Source organism: Pantoea sp. Acro-807 (assembly GCF_011752675.1).
Taxonomy (GTDB): domain Bacteria; phylum Pseudomonadota; class Gammaproteobacteria; order Enterobacterales; family Enterobacteriaceae; genus Pantoea; species Pantoea eucrina.
Map to the genome: position 1 here is coordinate 268,294 of NZ_VWXE01000005.1, position 15,494 is coordinate 283,787.

13 protein-coding genes and 1 other annotated feature are annotated in these 15,494 nt (G+C 56.9%); of the genes, 8 read left to right on the forward strand and 5 right to left on the reverse strand.

From position 1 onward, the window contains the following. Window positions 1-44 precede the first annotated feature (44 nt). The gene (gene ettA, locus F3J39_RS14020; protein WP_071669101.1) at window positions 45-1,712 is read right to left on the reverse strand and encodes an energy-dependent translational throttle protein EttA; all 1,668 of its coding nucleotides are present in this window, start codon (window positions 1,710-1,712) and stop codon (window positions 45-47) included. Window positions 1,713-1,865: 153 nt separating this feature from the next. Then, window positions 1,866-2,630 (reverse strand): DNA-binding transcriptional repressor DeoR, encoded by a 765-nt coding sequence (gene deoR, locus F3J39_RS14025; RefSeq protein WP_166714332.1) that lies wholly within the window; start codon window positions 2,628-2,630, stop codon window positions 1,866-1,868. A 298-nt stretch (window positions 2,631-2,928) separates the two neighbouring features. On the opposite strand from deoR, the gene sltY reads away from it, so the two are divergent. Then, entirely contained in the window at window positions 2,929-4,848 is a 1,920-nt protein-coding gene (sltY, locus tag F3J39_RS14030; RefSeq protein WP_071669100.1) for a murein transglycosylase, read from the forward strand. 43 nt (window positions 4,849-4,891) lie between these two features. Beyond that, complete coding sequence (gene trpR / locus F3J39_RS14035) at window positions 4,892-5,215, forward strand: trp operon repressor (RefSeq protein WP_039382449.1); 324 nt, start codon at window positions 4,892-4,894, stop codon at window positions 5,213-5,215. Here the strand turns inward: trpR and yjjX are convergent. Then, complete coding sequence (gene yjjX / locus F3J39_RS14040; RefSeq protein WP_039382451.1) at window positions 5,190-5,708, reverse strand: inosine/xanthosine triphosphatase; 519 nt, start codon at window positions 5,706-5,708, stop codon at window positions 5,190-5,192. The genes trpR and yjjX overlap by 26 nt on opposite strands. Before the next feature lie 51 nt (window positions 5,709-5,759). Here yjjX and gpmB point away from each other — a divergent pair, with 51 nt between their 5' ends. Then, on the forward strand, window positions 5,760-6,413 hold the full coding sequence (gpmB, locus tag F3J39_RS14045; protein ID WP_039382453.1) for a 2,3-diphosphoglycerate-dependent phosphoglycerate mutase GpmB: 654 nt from the start codon (window positions 5,760-5,762) through the stop codon (window positions 6,411-6,413). Between the two features lie 266 nt (window positions 6,414-6,679). Here the strand turns inward: gpmB and robA are convergent, their stop codons facing one another. After that, a complete protein-coding gene (robA, locus tag F3J39_RS14050) occupies window positions 6,680-7,561 on the reverse strand; it encodes an MDR efflux pump AcrAB transcriptional activator RobA (protein WP_039382458.1) in 882 nt (293 codons plus the stop codon). A 194-nt stretch (window positions 7,562-7,755) separates the two neighbouring features. Here robA and creA point away from each other — a divergent pair, with 194 nt between their 5' ends. Further along, window positions 7,756-8,229: a protein CreA gene (creA, locus tag F3J39_RS14055; RefSeq protein WP_039382459.1), complete on the forward strand. Its 474-nt coding sequence runs from the start codon at window positions 7,756-7,758 to the stop codon at window positions 8,227-8,229. Between the two features lie 46 nt (window positions 8,230-8,275). On the opposite strand, the gene arcA is transcribed toward creA, so the two are convergent. Then, the gene (arcA, locus tag F3J39_RS14060; protein WP_039382461.1) at window positions 8,276-8,992 is read right to left on the reverse strand and encodes a two-component system response regulator ArcA; all 717 of its coding nucleotides are present in this window, start codon (window positions 8,990-8,992) and stop codon (window positions 8,276-8,278) included. 599 nt (window positions 8,993-9,591) lie between these two features. Here arcA and F3J39_RS14065 point away from each other — a divergent pair. From F3J39_RS14065 to thrC, 4 genes are all read left to right on the forward strand, one after another. Further along, window positions 9,592-10,296, forward strand: coding sequence for a tRNA/rRNA methyltransferase (locus F3J39_RS14065; protein ID WP_071669099.1), 705 nt, complete (start codon window positions 9,592-9,594; stop codon window positions 10,294-10,296). A gap of 192 nt (window positions 10,297-10,488) precedes the next feature. Then, window positions 10,489-10,611 (forward strand) — a sequence feature (Thr leader region). A gap of 26 nt (window positions 10,612-10,637) precedes the next feature. Then, window positions 10,638-13,100 carry a bifunctional aspartate kinase/homoserine dehydrogenase I gene (gene thrA / locus F3J39_RS14075; RefSeq protein ID WP_071669098.1) on the forward strand — a complete coding sequence of 821 codons (2,463 nt, stop codon included), beginning with the start codon at window positions 10,638-10,640 and terminating at the stop codon, window positions 13,098-13,100. 2 nt (window positions 13,101-13,102) lie between these two features. Continuing rightward, on the forward strand, window positions 13,103-14,032 hold the full coding sequence (gene thrB, locus F3J39_RS14080) for a homoserine kinase (RefSeq protein WP_039385707.1): 930 nt from the start codon (window positions 13,103-13,105) through the stop codon (window positions 14,030-14,032). A gap of 3 nt (window positions 14,033-14,035) precedes the next feature. Next, window positions 14,036-15,319: a threonine synthase gene (thrC, locus tag F3J39_RS14085; protein WP_071669097.1), complete on the forward strand. Its 1,284-nt coding sequence runs from the start codon at window positions 14,036-14,038 to the stop codon at window positions 15,317-15,319. Window positions 15,320-15,494: the final 175 nt, after the last annotated feature.

Consider the following 15,494-nt stretch of genomic DNA (forward strand, 5'->3'; position numbering starts at 1 on the left):
CACAATAAAAAAAGGCGCCCGAAGGCGCCTTTTTTATCAGCAGGTTACTTCGCCATACGCTTGTATTTGATACGCTTCGGCTCCAGCGCATCCGCGCCGAGAGTGCGTTTCTTATACTCTTCGTATTCGGTAAAGTTACCTTCAAAGAACTCAACCTTGCCCTCATCCTGATAATCGATGATGTGGGTGGCAATACGGTCGAGGAACCAGCGGTCATGCGAGATCACCATCGCGCAGCCCGGGAACTCCAGCAGGGCATTCTCCAGCGCGCGCAGGGTTTCGATGTCGAGGTCGTTGGTTGGTTCATCCAGCAGCAGCAGGTTGCCGCCTACCTGAAGCAGTTTCGCCAGGTGCAGACGTCCGCGCTCACCACCGGAGAGTTCGCCTACGCGTTTACCCTGATCGGTGCCTTTGAAGTTAAAGCGTCCGACGTAGGCACGGCTTGGCATCTCGGTGGTACCGATACGCATAATATCCTGGCCGCCAGAGACCTCTTCCCATACCGTTTTAGAGTTATCCATCGCATCGCGGAACTGATCGACCGACGCCAGCTTCACGGTTTCGCCCAGATCGATGCTGCCGGAATCGGGCTGCTCCTGACCAGACATCATGCGGAACAGCGTCGATTTACCCGCGCCGTTCGGCCCGATAATCCCGACAATTGCCCCTTTTGGCAGCGAGAACGACAGATCGTCAATCAGGACGCGATCGCCATACGATTTGCTGAGGTTTTTCACTTCCAGCACTTTATCGCCGAGGCGTGCGCCTGGCGGAATAAAGAGTTCGTTGGTTTCATTACGCTTCTGATAGTCGCTGTTGTTCAGCTCTTCAAAGCGAGCCAGACGCGCCTTGCCCTTAGACTGACGGCCTTTCGCACCCTGACGCACCCACTCCAGCTCTTTTTCAATGGATTTGCGGCGTGCAGCTTCCTGTGACGCTTCCTGCGCCAGACGCTGATCTTTCTGCTCCAGCCAGGAGGAGTAGTTGCCTTCCCACGGAATACCTTCACCGCGGTCCAGCTCCAGGATCCAGCCCGCAACGTTATCGAGGAAGTAACGGTCGTGGGTAATCGCGACTACGGTGCCTTCGAAGTCGTGCAGGAAGCGTTCCAGCCAGGCGACAGATTCCGCATCCAGGTGGTTGGTCGGTTCATCAAGCAGCAGCATGTCCGGCTTTTCCAGCAGCAGGCGGCACAGCGCGACGCGACGGCGCTCACCACCCGACAGGTTGCCGATTTTGGCATCCCACTCCGGCAGACGCATCGCGTCAGCGGCGCGGTTGAGCTGGGTTTCCAGATTGTGGCCATCGTGCGCCTGAATCACCTCTTCCAGACGGCCCTGTTCGGCGGCCAGCTTGTCGAAGTCCGCATCGGGATCGGCGTACAGCGCGTAGACTTCATCAAGACGTTTCAGAGCGCCAGCGACTTCAGCCACCGCTTCTTCAACCGATTCACGCACGGTGTGTTCCGGATTGAGCTGCGGCTCCTGCGGCAGATAACCCACTTTAATGCCCGGCTGCGGGCGCGCTTCCCCTTCGATATCTTTATCGATACCGGCCATGATGCGCAGCAGGGTCGATTTACCCGCGCCGTTCAGGCCGAGTACGCCGATTTTGGCGCCCGGGAAGAAGCTGAGAGAGATATTCTTCAGAATGTGACGCTTCGGCGGTACCACTTTGCCGACGCGATGCATGCTATAGACGAATTGAGCCACGTTGTGATGAGCCTCTTGGTCTGTAAATAGTGGAACGTCAGATGGTGAAGTTTAGCGGTTTTCACGGCCTAATCACAGCCGCGCCGCGGTGAAACTTGCGTGACAGGCGTGATGTCAGGCGCACTGCTGCGTAATTGTACGCGCTGACGGCGATCAGGGCAGATGCAGCGTAATCGCCTGCTCTGCCAGCCACGAACTGAGCGCGGCGTCAGGGGGGCTGTCACTGACCAGCCGCTCGAAACGGTGCAGCGCGCTGATACGGGCGGGCAGCACTTTGCCATATTTGCTGCTGTCTGCCACCAGTACCCGTTCACGCGCGCGCAGCATGGCGTGGTGCTTCATCGCCAGCTCATTCAGGTTGTAACAGGTTGCGCCCTGCTGCAGATCCACTCCCGCTGCTGAGATAAACGCCAGCGCCGGGCAGAGGTCATCAAGAATGGAGTGGTTACCGACTGGCGTAAACAGTGCGTTATCAGCATGAAACTCGCCGCCGCTGAGGATCACGCTGCAGGCGGGCTTCTCTTTCAGTGCCAGAAAGGTGTTCATCGCGCAGCAGACTGCCGTGAAGGCGAGGGTGTCCGGAATCGCGTCGATGACGTAGGGCAGCGTGGTTCCGCAGTCAAAAAACACCGTATCATTTTCACGAATCAGCGCGGCGGCGGCCTGCGCCAGACGCCGTTTACGCGCGGCGTTGTGCCCGTGCTGATCGGAAACAAAGTAGTGCCCGGCATGGTTTTTCGGATCGCTGACCACATAGCCGCCGAGCAGCACCACCTGCGAGGCCGATTCGCTGAGATCGCGGCGGATGGTCATTTCAGAGACGCCCAGCAGCTGCGCCGCCTCTTTCAGATGCAGCTTATCGGTGCGTTTCAGGGCCTGGGCCAGCTTATTGAGTCGTTCGTCGCGCCGGGTTTCCATAAGCATCTCGGTAAAAGTGGTGTTCTGCCGCAGAGCAGCGGATGCGGTTTGCCATTGAGCCTCTGAGCGCGACAATCCTGACAGGTTTCAGGCGGTTGCGGCGGCGTCAGCAGCGGGTGGTCAATAGTAGCCTTAAAGGCGCCGTGGCGTAAACTGCGTTGCAGGTGCACAGGCGGGTCAGGGGGGCAGAAGCCTGTTCGTCAGGTAAATTTTGTTAAGAACGTGGCGAGAGACGAAAGCCCTGGTTAGCATGAAGGGAGTCCGGCATACGCTGGACCGAAGCAGAGAGGAGAGCGGAGTGGAGAAGTGGCGTAACTGGATGATAGGGATGTGTCTGGTCAGCACGGCAGGCAGCGTATGGGCCGACTCGCTGGATCAGCAACGACAGCGCTATGCGCAGATCAAGCAGGCCTGGGATAACAAACAGATGGACCAGGTTGAGCAGCTGATGCCGACGCTGCAGGATTATCCGCTCTATCCCTATCTGCAGTATCGCCTGCTGGCGCAGGATCTCGATCAGGAAGCGGGGCTGGCGATCAAAAACTTTATTCAGCAGTATCCGACGCTGCCGCCGGCCAAATCGCTGCAGACGCGATTTGTGAACGTGCTGGCGCACCGGCAGGACTGGCAGGGAATTTTGAGTTTCAGTCCGGATGAGCCGAAGCCGGTGCAGGCGCGCTGCAACTGGTACTACGCTAAATGGGCCACCGGCCAGCAGCAGACGGCGTTTACCGGCGCGAAAAGTATCTGGCTGCGCGGATCGGCACTGCCCGCTGACTGCGACCGGCTCTTCTCAGTCTGGCAGGCATCAGGCCAGCTCTCGCCGATCACTATTCTGGAGCGTATCCGCCTGGCGATGAAAGCGGGCAACGACAGCCTGGTAAACTATCTGGCAAAAATGCTGCCGGCGGATTACCAGACCACCGCCAGCGCACTGCTGGCTCTGCAGCAGAATCCGCAGACCGTAACGACGTTTGCCGCCACGCTGGGGCCGACCGACTTTACCCGTATGGCCACCAGCTACGCCTTTGCGCGCGTGGCGCGCGAAGATATGGATAACGCGCGCATGATGATCCCGCAGCTGGTTAAAGCGCAGAAGATGAGTCAGGCAGAAGAGCAGGATCTGAAAGAAGCGGTGGTATGGCGCATGATGGGGGCTGACCTGACCTCAGAGCAGGCGCGCTGGCGCGATGCCGTGGTGATGAACAGTGAATCCACCGCGCTTATCGAACGTCGCGTGCGCCTTGCGCTGAGCGAAAGCGATCGCCGTGGCCTCAACACCTGGATTGCGCGCCTGCCGCCGGAAGCGAAAGAAAAAGATGAGTGGCAGTACTGGCAGGCGGATTTGCTGATAGCGCAGGGGCGCAAAGAAGAGGCCGATGAGATCCTGCGTAAGCTGATGCAGCAGCGCGGCTTCTATCCGATGGTGGCGGCGCAGCGCCTTGGCACCGACTATCCGCTGAAGATTGATGACGCGCCGGCTGCGGACAACAGCATCGTGCAGGGACCGGAGATGGCGCGCGTACGCGAGCTGATGTACTGGGGCATGGATAACCTGGCGCGCAGCGAGTGGGCAAACCTGATCGTCAGTAAAACCCGCACGCAGCAGCAGATGCTGGCGCACTACGCGAACCAGCAGGACTGGTGGGATCTGAGCGTGCAGGCCACGATTAGCGCAAAAATGTGGGATAGCCTGAAAGAGCGTTTCCCGCTGGCGTGGCGCAATCTGTATCAGCAATACACCGGTGATAAGGCGATCGATCCGAGCTACGCCATGGCCATCTCGCGCCAGGAGAGCGCCTGGAACCCGAAAGCGCGCTCCCCGGTCGGGGCCAGCGGATTGATGCAGGTGATGCCAGCCACGGCCGCGCATACCGTGAAAATGTACAATATTCCCGGCTACGTGAACAGCAGCCAGCTGCTTGATCCGCAAACCAATATCCAGATTGGCACGCAGTATCTGGAGTATGTCTATCAGCAGTTCGGGCAGAACCGCATTTTCTCCTCCGCCGCTTATAACGCCGGGCCGGGGCGGGTGCGCAGCTGGCGTAATAACAGCGGAGGCAAACTGGACGCCGTGGCCTTTATTGAAACGATTCCGTTCTCTGAAACGCGGGGTTACGTGAAGAACGTGCTGGCGTATGACGCCTACTATCGTTACTTCATGGGGAAACCTGACAAGATTCTCAGCGACAGCGAGTGGAATCAGCGTTACTGAGTGTGCTATGCTTCCGTACTCGTTAATGAGTACGGAAGCCACTATGCCTTCATCCCTTTCTGAGCAGCCCGCTGACGATCACTGGCTGCGTTTTATCGACCTGATGCAGCATGCGTTTGCCGATAACGTGGCGCTGCCGATGCTGCAGCTGATGATGACGCCCGATGAACGTGAATCGTTCGGCACGCGGCTGCGCATTATCGAAGCGTTAATCAACGGCGATATCAGCCAGCGCGAACTGAAAAACGAGCTGGGCGTGGGCATTGCGACGATAACGCGCGGCTCTAACAGCCTGAAAGAGGCGCCACCCGAACTCAGACGCTGGCTGGAATCGCGGCTGATTACTGCTGATAAAGCGGATGAGTAAACGGGCAGAGTGCGAGGATCAGCGCCTGATGATAGACGCTGGAGCGGGTCAGCAGGCCCTGCGTAAAAGCGCCGATCGCGCCGCCCTTGTGTTTGATATTGTCGACCCCGGTCAGGCGCGCCATCTCATCGCCCAGCTCGCGCCCGGCTGCTAATCCTGCCAGCACAACCGGCGGCAGCGTAAAGCTGGCAGAGCGTGATTCACCGCGCTGCTGTGCATTTTCCACTACCATCCATGCAAACGCGCAGTCGCCTTCGATGCCCGCTTCAATAGCCACCCAGAAATCCGCCTCCGGCGCGGCCGCACGGGCATTAATCACGCGCTGACGTGCGCCGCTGCGCGTTTCTGTATCGCTAAGCGGCTGCGCCGCCACGCCGCTCTCGACCGCTACCCCGCGAATATGGCAGGATCCCTCACCGAATACGTCGCTGAACGCCAGCGCAACCGCATGAATTTTTGCCGGATTGGTGGTGGCTGCGACAACATGGTACATAATTGATTGAACCCTCAAGGCAAATTTGTCGCAGTATAACGGAAATTACGCATGTTACAGGTCTATCTTGTTCGTCACGGTGAAACGGTTTGGAATGCGGCCCGACGCATTCAGGGGCAGTCCGACAGTGCTCTGACGGATAAAGGTGAACAGCAGGCGCGTCAGGTCGGTGAGCGGGTGAAAACGCTGGGCATTACGCACGTCATTGCCAGCGATTTAGGCCGCACCCGGCGTACGGCAGAGATTATCGCTGACGCCTGCGGCTGCCCGGTTACGCTGGATGCACGTTTGCGCGAGCTGAATATGGGCTGTCTGGAGCAGCGTCCGCTTGATGGCCTGACGGCGGAAGAGGAGCGCTGGCGCAAGGCGCTGGTGGATGGCACCGAAGCGGGGCGCATTCCCGGCGGCGAGTCGATGAGCGAGCTGGCGGCGCGCATGCATGATGCGCTGAACGCCTGCCTCGATCTGCCAGCCGGCAGCCGGCCATTGCTGGTCAGCCACGGTATGGCGTTGGGTGCCCTGGTGAGTACCATTCTGGGTTTACCGGCGCATGCGGAACGACGCCTGCGCCTGCGTAATTGCTCGATTTCACGCGTGGATCATCAGCAGAGTGCCTGGCTGGCGTCTGGCTGGATCGTAGAGACCGCCGGCGACGTCTCGCATCTGGATGCCCCTGCGCTGGATGAGCTGCCAGGGGCGCATTAATGCGCCCCCTACGGGAAATGTAGGGGCGTCGTTAATGACGCCCAGGTTAATGCGCGCGCGGAACGTGATGACGTCATTAATAGCGCCCGGATTAATGCGCGTGCGGAACGTGATGACGTCATTAATGGCGCCCGAATTAATGGGCGTACGGAACGTGATGACGTTTTTTACCGCGGCCAGGGGCGCATTAATGCGCCCCCTACGGAAAATGTAGGGGCGCCATTAATGGCGCCCGGATTAATGCGCCCGACGAGGTTCTTTGGCGATTAATTAACGGGCTGCGGGCGGATCGGGATCAGGTATTCGCAGCGAATATCGGCAGGCGGTTCGCTGCGCTTTTTGCCGCCGTGGGTATAGAATCGCTCAATATCCTGCCCCTGACGACGGATCAGCCCCAGCAGCGGCATGCAGGTGCCGTAGAGCATCAGGATAAACTCCTGCAGCGCGACGCGCGGACCTTCATAGCTGAACTGCACGTAGTCGCCCGCTTCCAGCGTCACGCGCTGGTTTGACTGCATATTCAGCGCCTGCTGATCGGCCGGTACCGCAGTGGTATAGAGGATCTCCTGCTCATCATCTTTCTCATGGCTGGCGCGCACCTGATGCAGACCATAAAGCACCGGCGGCACGGTATCGGTTTCCAGCAGGAACTGTTTCCAGAAGTGCACGCGCATCTCATCACGGTAGCGGGAGATCTGCTCCAGCGCGCAGGTATAACTCTGCGTCTGGCCTACCAGAATCGTCTCCGGCAGCGTGACAAATTGTGCTTCCGGCACGGGCTGGTTATCCAGACGAATGGGCGGACGGATACCGTAAGAGTTCCACTCGGACGAGCGGCGATACCAGGCGGGCGTCTGATTAAACTGTTTCTTAAACGCGCGCGTGAATGTCTGCTGTGAATCGAAGCGATACTGCAGAGCGATATCGAGGATAGGGCGGCTGGTCAGACGCAGCGCCACGGCGGCTTTGGAGAGCCGACGCGCACGGATATAGGCCCCGATGGCGTGTCCGGTGACCTCTTTAAACATCCGTTGCAGGTGCCATTTGGAGTAACCCGCTTTCAGTGCAACGTTATCAAGTGAAAGCGGCTGATCCAGATGGCTCTCCAGCCAGACAAGCAAATCGCGAATGATACCGGCTTGGTCCATAAAACATCCTCATAACTCTCTGGTGGCGCAACGATGAAGTCGTCGAATAATAGCACTAAATGCACAAACGCGCGGCGCTTGTGTGTTGATCAACTGTGCTATATCAATGCGGGTGATAACCCGTTCAGGTTTGGTACTTTGATCTGGTGACGGTACATTATCGCCACATCTCTTTCCTTTGCAATGGTAACCCAATGACAATAAATCGCGCTCTTATAGTCACGCTGGCAACTTTTATGCTCACTCCCGTCGCGCTGGCGGAGGAGATCGGCTCTGTTGACACCGTATTCAAAATTTTCGGCCCCGATCATAAGATCGTGGTCGAGGCGTTCGACGATCCGGACGTGAAAAATGTCACCTGCTATATCAGCCGGGCTAAAACCGGCGGTATCAAAGGGGGCCTGGGGCTGGCTGAAGATACATCGGATGCGGCTATCTCCTGCCAGCAGGTAGGGCCTGTAGAGCTTAGCGAGAAAATTGCACAAGGCAAGGCGCAGGGAGAAGTCGTGTTTCGCAAGCGGACATCGCTGGTGTTTAAGAAGCTGCAGGTGGTGCGCTTTTTCGATCAGAAACGCAATGCGCTGGTCTATCTGAGCTACTCAGATAAGGTTGTGGATGGATCGCCGAAAAACGCGCTAAGCGCAGTGCCCATTATGCCGTGGCACTAAAGCAGCCAAAAAAAACGCCCGAACGGGCGTTTTTTTATTGTTTAACTTAATCCTGCAGCTCACCGCAGAAGCGATAGCCTTCACCATGGATGGTGGCGATGATTTCCGGCGTATCGGGCGTTGACTCGAAATGTTTACGAATACGGCGAATCGTGACGTCCACGGTACGGTCATGCGGCTTAAGCTCGCGACCGGTCATCTTCTTAAGCAGATCGGCGCGCGTCTGGATTTTGCCCGGATTTTCGCAGAAGTGCAGCATCGCGCGGAACTCGCTGCGCGGTAGCTTATACTGCTCACCGTTTGGACTGATCAGGGAACGGCTGTTGATATCCAGCTCCCAGCCATTAAAGCGGTAGCTCTCTACCTGACGGCGCTCTTCACCCGGCATCGCCAGGTTCATGGTGCGCGACAGCAGATTACGCGCGCGAATGGTTAGCTCACGCGGATTAAAAGGTTTGGTGATGTAGTCATCAGCGCCAATTTCCAGGCCGAGGATCTTATCCACTTCATTATCGCGACCGGTCAGAAACATCAGCGCGACGTTTGCCTGTTCACGCAGCTCGCGCGCCAGCAGCAATCCATTTTTCCCTGGGAGGTTGATATCCATAATCACCAGGTTTACGTCATTGTCTGTTAAAACCTGATGCATTTCAGCACCGTCAGTGGCTTCATAGACCACGTAACCTTCCGCCTCAAAAATACTTTTTAGCGTGTTACGCGTGACCAGTTCGTCTTCAACGATAAGAATGTGCGGGGTCTGCATGTTTTGCTACCTAAAATTTGCCAACAAATCGAAAACAGGGCGTACCGCCGTTGCCGCGACAGAATAAAGGCGTGTGCGCAGCCGGAGTACGAAATAATCTTCGGAATATACCATCCATCAGGTCAACTTCAGTGTCAGCTCAGCCGGTCAGAATGAATATCTGTGCGCCCCGTTGGGATCGGAATAGCGTTTATCCTAACCGCATTAACAGCAACCTAACAGCACCAGCAACAACCGATAAGCATAAAAACAACGCTTCGTTGACTTATATCAAAAGCAAGTGTAGCACGTTAACACTTTTATGAAAAACTTCTCCTGTATTGCCAGCTTAGCTCACAAAAAGCAGCATTTTCGCTACATTTAGCCCGCGGTTTTAAACCTATGCAAACTGCATAAATAGCTGGCGTAGTATTATGAATTAACAGGATTTATGTTTTATAAGCGCATAATATCTGCCTGATCGCGATAAATGCCATCAGTACAATTTATTCCGGCAGTTTAACATTATTAACATTCTGCTTTATCACTGCATAACAATTGGTATTTTTTTCGCTGCATGCCACCATAGCGCATAGTGTTAATTTGCTACTGGAAAAATTATGTCTTTTCCCCTGATTTTAGTTTCACCCGCCCGTCCGGAAAATATTGGTGCCGCTGCCCGCGCGATGAAAACCATGGGTTTTACAGAGCTGCGCATTGTCGCCAGCGATGCGTGGCAGGATCCGGCGGCGCGGCGCGTTGCGCACGGCGCCGGTGAAATCCTCGACAATGTTCAGACGTATGCCACGCTAAGTGACGCGCTGGCCGATGTCGATTTTTCTGTTGCCACCACGGCGCGCAGCCGGGCGAAGTTTCGCTACTATGCCACGCCTGTGCAGGTAGAGACTATTCTGCAGGAAAAACGACAGTGGCTGCCGCGCATTGCGCTGGTATTTGGTCGTGAAGATAGCGGGCTGACGAACGAGGAGCTGGATCAGGTCGATCTGCTGACCGGTATTCCTATGGCGGCGGATTATCCCTCACTCAATCTGGGACAGGCGGTAATGGTCTACTGCTATCAGCTCGCCTCGCTTAATCAGGTCACCGTCACCCCGGCAGAAACGGCCAATGCGCTGCAGCTGCAGGCGCTGCGTCAGCGTTTTCAGCAGCTGCTCACGACGCTTGAGGTGAGCGATGACACCAAGATGGTGGACTGGATCGATCAACGCATCGGTCTGCTGGAGCAGCGTGACAGCGCAATGCTGCACCGGCTGCTGCACGATGTGGAAAAAAAGCTGGCAGAGCATTACTCGGCAAAATCCTGAACAGATAGTTGCTGATCGGGCATCTTGCCTCGGGGCTGAACGATCGCAACACCATTTACCCGATCCAGCGCAGCACTGCCCGGCTGCAGGTTCAGCGGCAAAAGACAAATTCGTTGACTTAACGTGCGCTTTGCTTTACTTCTGGAAGGCAGACGGACAAGACAAAGACAGACAGAAAAATCTTAATGCGTAACGACAGCCTGAACACCACAACAATTATTACCACCACCATTACCACAGGTAACGGTGCGGGCTGACGCATACAGGAAAAAATAAAAAAGAAGCCCGCACCTCAACAGTGCGGGCTTTTTTTTCGGCAAAAATTCAGGAGAGTTTTAACCATGCGAGTGCTGAAATTCGGCGGAACCTCAGTAGCAAACGCAGAGCGTTTTCTGCGCGTAGCGGACATTCTGGAAAGCAATGCGCAGCAGGGACAGGTTGCCACCGTGCTCTCTGCACCCGCAAAAATTACTAATCACCTGGTGGCGATGATTGAAAAAACCATCAGCGGCCAGGATCCCCTGCCGAATATCAGCGACGCCGAGCGCATTTTTGCCGATCTTCTGCAGGGGCTTGCGGCCGCCCAGCCGGGGTTTGACGCTGAGCGCATCAATACCTTTGTTGCGCTGGAGTTTGCTCAGCTTAAGCAGGTGCTGCACGGTATCAGCCTGCTGGGGCAGTGCCCGGACGCGGTCAATGCTGCTATCATCTGCCGGGGTGAAAAGCTGTCGATTGCCATTATGGAGGCGCTGCTGCAGGCGCGTGGTTATCAGGTGACCGTGATCGATCCGGTTGAGAAGCTGCTGGCCGTGGGACACTATCTGGAGTCCACAGTGGATATCCCTGAATCCAGCCGGCGCATTGCCGCCAGTCAGATCCCGGCCGATCATATGATCCTGATGGCTGGCTTCACCGCCGGTAACGAAAAAGGCGAGCTGGTCGTACTGGGGCGCAACGGTTCCGACTACTCTGCTGCCGTACTGGCCGCCTGCCTGCGCGCTGACTGCTGCGAAATCTGGACCGATGTCGATGGCGTCTATACCTGCGATCCGCGTCAGGTGCCCGATGCACGCCTGCTGAAGTCGATGTCCTATCAGGAGGCGATGGAGCTCTCCTACTTTGGCGCCAAAGTTCTGCACCCGCGTACCATTGCGCCGATCGCACAGTTTCAGATCCCCTGCCTGATTAAAAACACCGCTAATCCGCAGGCGCCCGGTACGCTGATTGGCGGCGAGGGCAGCGATGACGAAAATCCGGTCAAAGGCATCACCCACCTAAACAACATGGCGATGTTCAACGTCTCCGGCCCCGGAATGAAAGGCATGGTGGGCATGGCCGCGCGCGTGTTTGCTGCGATGTCCCGCACCGGCATCTCCGTAGTGCTGATCACCCAATCCTCCTCCGAATACAGTATCAGCTTCTGCGTACCCCAGAGCGAGCAGGCGCGCGCGCGGCGCGTGCTGGAAGAGGAGTTTCATCTTGAGCTGAAAGAGGGCCTGCTCGATCCGCTGGATGTGCTGGAGCAGCTGGCGGTGATTTCGGTGGTAGGCGATGGCATGCGTACGCTGCGCGGCATCTCCGCAAAATTCTTTTCGGCACTGGCACGCGCCAATATTAATATCGTGGCGATCGCCCAGGGCTCTTCCGAACGCTCAATCTCTGTCGTGGTAAGCAATGACGATGTGACTACCGGCGTGCGCGTTGTGCATCAGATGCTGTTCGCGACCGATCAGGTGATTGAAGTGTTCGTTGTCGGCGTCGGCGGCGTCGGCGGTGCGCTGCTGGATCAGCTGCATCGCCAGCAGGCGTGGCTGAAAGGCAAACATATCGATCTGCGCGTCTGCGGGATCGCAAATTCGCGCGCGCTGCTGACCAACGTCCACGGTATCGACCTTAAAGACTGGAAAGGGGCGCTGAGTGAGGCGCGCGAGCCGTTTAACCTCGGACGTCTGATCCGGCTGGTAAAAGAGTATCACCTGCTTAATCCGGTGATCGTCGACTGTACCTCAAGTCAGGCGGTGGCCGACCAGTATGCTGACTTCCTTGCCGAAGGTTTTCATGTCGTGACGCCTAATAAAAAGGCGAACACCTCCTCGTGGAACTACTACCAGCAGATGCGGGCTGCCGCTGCGAAGTCGCGTCGCAAGTTTCTTTATGATACCAACGTCGGTGCCGGTCTGCCGGTGATTGAAAACCTGCAGAACCTGCTGAACGCGGGCGATGAACTGATTAAGTTTTCCGGCATTCTCTCCGGCTCGCTCTCTTTTATCTTCGGCAAACTGGATGAGGGGATGTCGCTCTCCCAGGCAACCACGCTGGCGCGCGAGATGGGCTTTACTGAACCCGATCCGCGTGACGACCTGTCAGGAATGGATGTGGCGCGCAAGCTGCTGATCCTGGCGCGCGAAGCGGGGCATCAGCTGGAGCTGAGCGATATCACCATCGAGCCGCTTCTGCCTGCCAGCCTGACTGAACTGGCGGATGCGGATCAGTTTATGGCGCGTCTGCCGGAGCTGGATAATGCCTTTGCAGCACGCGTCGCTCAGGCGCGCGATGAAGGCAAAGTGTTGCGTTTTGTCGGAGCGATTGCAGAAGATGGTCACTGCAGCGTTAAAATTGAGGCAGTAGATGGCAACGATCCGCTGTGCAAAGTGAAAAACGGTGAAAATGCGCTGGCGTTCTATAGCCGCTACTATCAGCCGATTCCGCTGGTACTGCGCGGGTATGGTGCAGGGAATGATGTTACCGCAGCGGGCGTGTTTGCTGATTTGCTGCGTACGCTGTCGTGGAAGTTAGGAGTTTAATGATGGTAAAAATTTATGCACCGGCCTCCATCGGCAACGTCAGCGTTGGCTTTGACGTGCTGGGAGCCGCGGTGTCGCCGGTGGATGGATCGCTGCTGGGCGACTGTGTGGCAGTTGAAGCAGCCGATCGTTTCAGCCTTGAGAATCGCGGTCGTTTTGTCAGCAAGCTGCCTGACGATCCCAAAGAAAATATCGTTTATCAGTGCTGGGAGCGTTTCTGTCAGGCAATTGGCAAAGAAGTGCCGGTTGCGATGACGCTGGAGAAAAATATGCCGATCGGCTCCGGCCTCGGCTCCAGCGCCTGTTCCGTCGTGGCAGGCTTAATGGCGATGAACGAATTCTGCGGCAAGCCGCTCAGCGATACCGCACTGCTGGCGCTGATGGGCGAGCTGGAAGGGCGTATCTCTGGCAGCGTACATTATGACAATGTGGCTCCCTGCTTCCTCGGCGGCGTACAATTAATGATTGAAGAGCAGGGGATTATTAGCCAGCAGGTACCGTGCTTTGATGAGTGGCTGTGGGTTATGGCGTATCCCGGCATTAAAGTTTCTACCGCGGAAGCGCGGGCGATTCTGCCGGCGCAATATCGCAAGCAGGATGTGATTAAACATGGCCGCCTGCTGGCGGGCTTTATTCACGCCTGCCATACCCGGCAGCCGCAGCTGGCGGCTAAGTTAATGCAGGATGTGGTGGCCGAACCGTACCGCACCAAACTGCTGCCGGGCTTCGCCGCGGCACGGCAGGCGGCAGCCGATATCGGCGCGCTGGCCTGCGGCATTTCGGGCTCCGGTCCGACGCTTTTCGCTGTTTGCAATGAGATGGCAACGGCGCAGCGGATGGCAGACTGGCTGAGCCAGCACTATCTGCAGAATGAAGAAGGCTTCGTCCATATCTGCCGTCTTGATACGGCTGGCGCACGTAAACTGGGATAACGTATGAAACTCTATAATCTTAAGGATCACAACGAGCAGGTCAGCTTCTCGCAGGCAGTCAAACAGGGGCTGGGCTCGCAGCAGGGGCTGTTCTTTCCACTGGAGCTGCCGGAATTTGAACTGACCGATATCGATGCGATGCTGGAGATGGACTTTGTCAGCCGCAGCAGCAAAATCCTGTCTGCTTATATCGGGGATGAAGTTACCCCGCATCAGCTGGCTGAGCGGGTCAAAACGGCCTTTACCTTCCCGGCACCGGTGGCGAAAGTCAGCGAAGATATCGCCTGTCTGGAGCTGTTCCACGGCCCGACGCTGGCATTCAAAGATTTCGGCGGCCGCTTTATGGCGCAGATGCTCTCCTATGTCTCCGGCGCAGATGAGCAGATCACTATTCTGACTGCCACCTCGGGTGATACCGGGGCTGCCGTGGCGCACGCTTTCTACGGTATGGACAATGTGCGTGTAGTGATCCTCTATCCGCAGGGCAAAATCAGCGCCCTGCAGGAAAAACTGTTCTGCACGCTGGGTGGCAATATTGAAACTATCGCAATTGATGGCGATTTCGATACCTGTCAGTCGCTGGTTAAGCAGGCGTTTGATGATGAGGAGCTGAAAAAAGCGATTGGCCTTAACTCCGCTAACTCCATCAATATCAGCCGTCTGCTGGCGCAGATCTGCTACTACTTTGAGGCGGTCGCACAGCTTCCGCAGGAGCAGCGTAATCAGCTGGTGGTTTCCGTACCCAGCGGTAACTTTGGCGATCTCACGGCCGGCCTGCTGGCGAAATCGCTCGGTCTGCCAATCAAACGGTTTATTGCCGCAACCAACGCCAACGACACCGTACCGCGCTTTCTTGGCAACGGTGCCTGGCAGCCAAATGCCACCGTGGCTACCCTGTCAAACGCAATGGATGTCAGCCAGCCGAATAACTGGCCGCGCGTGGAAGAGCTGTTCCGCCGTAAAACCTGGCGTCTGACCGATCTCGCTTACGGTGCGGTTTCTGATGAGACGACGCAGGCCACGATGCGCGAGCTGGCCGATCTGGGTTATCTCTCAGAGCCGCATGCGGCCATCGCTTATCGTCTGCTGCGCGATCAGCTGCAGGAAGGTGAGTATGGATTGTTCCTTGGTACAGCGCATCCGGCGAAATTCCGCGAGAGCGTAGAGGAGATTCTGGGACAGACGCTTACGCTGCCGCAGGCGCTGGCCGATCGCGCCGATCTGCCGCTGCTGTCACACCAGATGCCGGCAGAGTTTGCCGCACTACGCAAATTCCTGCTGCAGTAACAGATCGGGGCGTAGTCCATGGCGGCCAGGGGCGCATAAACACGCCAGGGGCGCATAAATGCGCCCCCTACGGATATCCCATCCCCTGTAGGGGCGCCATTCATGGCGCCCGGGTTGATGCGCGTGCGAAACGTGATGATGCCAGGGGCGCATAAATGCGCCCCCTACGGATATC

Excerpts from the sequence above, each read along its gene's own strand:
- yjjX (WP_039382451.1), bottom strand. The coding sequence starts at position 5,708 with ATGTACCATGTTGTCGCAGCCACCACCAATCCGGCAAAAATTCATGCG.
- thrA (WP_071669098.1), top strand. The coding sequence starts at position 10,638 with ATGCGAGTGCTGAAATTCGGCGGAACCTCAGTAGCAAACGCAGAGCGT.
- arcA (WP_039382461.1), bottom strand. The coding sequence starts at position 8,992 with ATGCAGACCCCGCACATTCTTATCGTTGAAGACGAACTGGTCACGCGT.
- deoR (WP_166714332.1), bottom strand. The coding sequence starts at position 2,630 with ATGGAAACCCGGCGCGACGAACGACTCAATAAGCTGGCCCAGGCCCTG.
- creA (WP_039382459.1), top strand. The coding sequence starts at position 7,756 with ATGACAATAAATCGCGCTCTTATAGTCACGCTGGCAACTTTTATGCTC.
- trpR (WP_039382449.1), top strand. The coding sequence starts at position 4,892 with ATGCCTTCATCCCTTTCTGAGCAGCCCGCTGACGATCACTGGCTGCGT.
- thrC (WP_071669097.1), top strand. The coding sequence starts at position 14,036 with ATGAAACTCTATAATCTTAAGGATCACAACGAGCAGGTCAGCTTCTCG.
- F3J39_RS14065 (WP_071669099.1), top strand. The coding sequence starts at position 9,592 with ATGTCTTTTCCCCTGATTTTAGTTTCACCCGCCCGTCCGGAAAATATT.
- thrB (WP_039385707.1), top strand. The coding sequence starts at position 13,103 with ATGGTAAAAATTTATGCACCGGCCTCCATCGGCAACGTCAGCGTTGGC.
- gpmB (WP_039382453.1), top strand. The coding sequence starts at position 5,760 with ATGTTACAGGTCTATCTTGTTCGTCACGGTGAAACGGTTTGGAATGCG.
- robA (WP_039382458.1), bottom strand. The coding sequence starts at position 7,561 with ATGGACCAAGCCGGTATCATTCGCGATTTGCTTGTCTGGCTGGAGAGC.